Origin of the sequence: Sulfitobacter sp. HI0129, from assembly GCF_001635395.1 — a bacterium.
Lineage (GTDB): Bacteria > Pseudomonadota > Alphaproteobacteria > Rhodobacterales > Rhodobacteraceae > Sulfitobacter.
In genome coordinates, this window is sequence record NZ_LWGH01000409.1 from 1 (window position 1) to 2,898 (window position 2,898).

A 2,898-nucleotide genomic window follows, 5' to 3' on the forward strand; every position below is an offset into this window, starting at 1 on the left:
CTTTTCCTGCTGCTGGGCCTGTCGCTGACCCTGCGCGGGCCCAGCGGTTGGCGGATGACGTTCCAGATGTCTTCCTGCGATATCACGATTTCGCGCAGGTCGAGCGATTGGGCAGGCAGGGCGGCAGCGATCAGCACGAACATACTGAGCAGCATGATGGGCAGGCCGATGGCGACGTAGCGGTAGGCCCCGATCAGGGCGAGGGGGGAATTGGGCGACCAGCCGTGCAAAAAGACCAGAACGACCACGAGCGCCTCGCAGGCCCCCCAAAGCACCACGCTGGTCTTGATCCCGATGACCGCGCTCTCGGGCCCGAGCGGCACGACGGCAAGCCCCACCGCGCCGACGGCGATATATCCCCCAATGGCGAGGAACCAGTTGAGCCTGTCGGGGGCTTCCGTCTCGATGCGCTGGCGGCTCAGATGCGCCGCGGCCCTGTAGAAGGGCATCAGTACCGGGATGCCGGGGCGGCCGGCGATGCGGCGGTAAATGACTCCGTCAAGGATCGCGGCAAGGGCGATGCCGAAGAGCAGGAAGACCAGCATGATGAGGAAGGCGACAGGAAAGCTCATCACATGTGACCCGCGTGGGCGCCATGATCCATGCCGCCTTCCTTTTTGTCATCCTCGCCATCCGCGTCGTCATCGGTTTCCGGCTCCGGGGTATTGCCGCAGATGGTGCGCAGCGATGCGGTGTCGAAGCTGTTCAGCACCAGCATCGCTTCATGCCATTCGAGACCGACGAGCAGGTCGTCGAGGCCGGTGTGGTGCAGATGCAGGTTCAGCGCGGAGTCTCTGCGGGACATCAAATGATCGAACCGCGCCCGGACGTCGGAGCCGTCATGCGTGCGGCCCAGCCCATCGGGGATCGCGGCCCGGGCCGCTGTCAGCCGGGCCAGCCGGTCGAAAGATCCCTTGCCCGTGGCGTCGCCGCGCAATTTCCTTTGGGCCAGCGCGGGCAGGCCCAGCAGGTCGAGCAGAACCCAGCCCCGGTCCTCGGTCGTCTCGAACGGCGGGTGGGTGACGGCGACGGTTTGTATGACGTCGCCCTGCAGGGTCAGCTTCAGCACCAGCCCCGGCGGAAACATCGGCAGGAAGGGGCCGAAATCGGCCGTGTAGGTGTCGAGCTCCAAGCCGTCGCGCAGGTCCGCGGCGGTCATCGCCATGGGCCTGCCATAGGGCGTGCCGCCCATCATGCCCTTGCCGCCCTGACCGTGCGGCCCCACGCCGCGCCATTCGTTGGGCGGCGCGTCGGGCAGGATGTCAGGCTCGCTTTCCACATTGCCCGCCAGAAGGTCGCTGTGGAGGGTCTTTATGGCGGTGCCGATATCCTCGGCGCTGTCTATCCGCTTTGCGCCCGACAGGTCGTTGCGCGATTGCCAGAGGATGGTGGCCCGGGGGTGGGGCAACTGGTCATGCAGGCGGTGAAGCTGGGGCAAGAGCGCCTTCGGTACCGTGCCCACCACCAGAAGGATCGCCGCCGCGCGCGGCGTGTCCACCATGCGCAGGGCGGGCATCCGGGCCAGCAGATGGGCGTATTCCGCCGGGGCGGCTTCGCCTTCGGCGAGGAAAACCGGCACCTCGGCGCGCGCGGCCAGATGGGCGAGCCAGTTCATTCCCATCGGAATATCCCTTCCCGCCAGCCATAGAGGATGCCGACCGACAGGATCGTCAGGAACATGCCCATCTCCGCCAGCGCTTTCGGCCCTTCCTCGACGAAGACGACGGCCCAGGGGTACATGAACATCATCTCCATCTCGAAGGCGACGAAGAGCAGGGTCATGGTGTAATAGCGGACGTGGAAGCGTTGCCAGGCATGGGTTTCAGGATCGCCGCCGCCAAGGATCGGGCGCTTTTGCGGGTAGGTGACCGAAGCCGTGGCACCCGCACGCAAGGCGACCGTGAAACCCAGTGACAACACAAAGATCAAGATGATGGCGATCAATGTCGGCATAAATCCCCGCAACTCTCATGCATCATCAAAGTTACCTATCGACAGGGGCGAGAAAAGCCTTCTTCCCACTGGATACTTGCTGTTTTCTGCACTGCGGCGGGTGCGGGTGGGGCATCGAACCTCGCATCCTGCCCGCCCAGCAGCAGATCAGCCCTTTTCACCATACCAGCTATGGCGCCAGTCGATCATCTTCCCGATCTCCTTGCACTGGGCATCGATGATGCTGCGCGAAAGCTTCTTGATGTCGTCGTTCTGGCTCTGCTTTAGCGCCACCGCAGCCATTTCGATGGCCGAGGCGTGGTGCGGCAGCTGGGAGTCGATGAACGCCTTGTCGAAGGGCGATTTCCGGGCAAGCTCCTCGGGGCTGTCCATTCCCAGCATGCTGCGTTCATGGGGGTGGGTTTCGGTGGCCACGCTGTTGGGACCGTCGAGGTCTTCGATGATCTTGTCGAGCGTCTCGATCTCTTTCTTCTGATCCTTGATCATGGTTTTCGCGAAATCGACGAGTTCGTCATGTTCGCCCTTGTCCAGCGCGACTTCGGCCATGGAAACCGCCATCGCGTGGTGAGCGGACATCATGTTGACGAAGCGCATATCGGAATATTCACCGTTATGGACCAGATTGGCAGTGGCTTGGCGCTGTGATGTCATGTCGTTCTCCTTCGCTTGAAAAATTTCCACGTTCTGAAAATTCCAACGCGATTAATTTTCAAGAGGTTCCCGCCGGGAGCCTTCGAGAAACCTGTTCATTGTCGAACCCGTTTGTGCTTATCAGTTTTCATGCGCATTTCCGGCAGTGATTTTCGGCTTCTCCGAGTGTTCGACGCAGTCGTGCGCCATGGCGGCTTTGCCGCCGCGCAGACGGAGCTTGGGGTCGGTCCGTCGACGATCAGCAATCACATCACCGCACTTGAGCAGCGCCTCGGCGTTTCGCTTTGTCAGCGC

The 2,898-nt window shown here is 62.6% G+C and carries 5 protein-coding genes; 1 reads left to right on the top strand and 4 read right to left on the bottom strand.

Features of this window, described 5'->3' with window-relative positions:
• The 4 genes from A3764_RS10905 to A3764_RS10920 form a co-directional block, all read right to left on the bottom strand.
• A partial coding sequence (locus tag A3764_RS10905) for an NADH-quinone oxidoreductase subunit H (RefSeq protein ID WP_201722424.1) occupies positions 1 to 572 on the bottom strand: 572 nt, incomplete at its 3' end.
• Complete coding sequence (locus A3764_RS10910; protein WP_067926899.1) at positions 572 to 1,621, bottom strand: hypothetical protein; 1,050 nt, start codon at positions 1,619 to 1,621, stop codon at positions 572 to 574. The genes A3764_RS10910 and A3764_RS10905, both read right to left, overlap by 1 nt.
• Positions 1,612 to 1,953 (bottom strand): NADH-quinone oxidoreductase subunit A, encoded by a 342-nt coding sequence (locus A3764_RS10915; protein ID WP_067926894.1) that lies wholly within the window; start codon positions 1,951 to 1,953, stop codon positions 1,612 to 1,614. Before A3764_RS10915 ends, A3764_RS10910 begins: the two co-directional genes overlap by 10 nt.
• 147 nt (positions 1,954 to 2,100) lie before the next feature.
• Positions 2,101 to 2,604: a DUF305 domain-containing protein gene (locus A3764_RS10920; RefSeq protein WP_067926888.1), complete on the bottom strand. Its 504-nt coding sequence runs from the start codon at positions 2,602 to 2,604 to the stop codon at positions 2,101 to 2,103.
• 129 nt (positions 2,605 to 2,733) lie between these two features.
• On the opposite strand from A3764_RS10920, the gene A3764_RS26430 reads away from it, so the two are divergent.
• The coding region (locus A3764_RS26430; protein ID WP_150122142.1) for a helix-turn-helix domain-containing protein at positions 2,734 to 2,898 on the top strand (165 nt) is incomplete at its 3' end.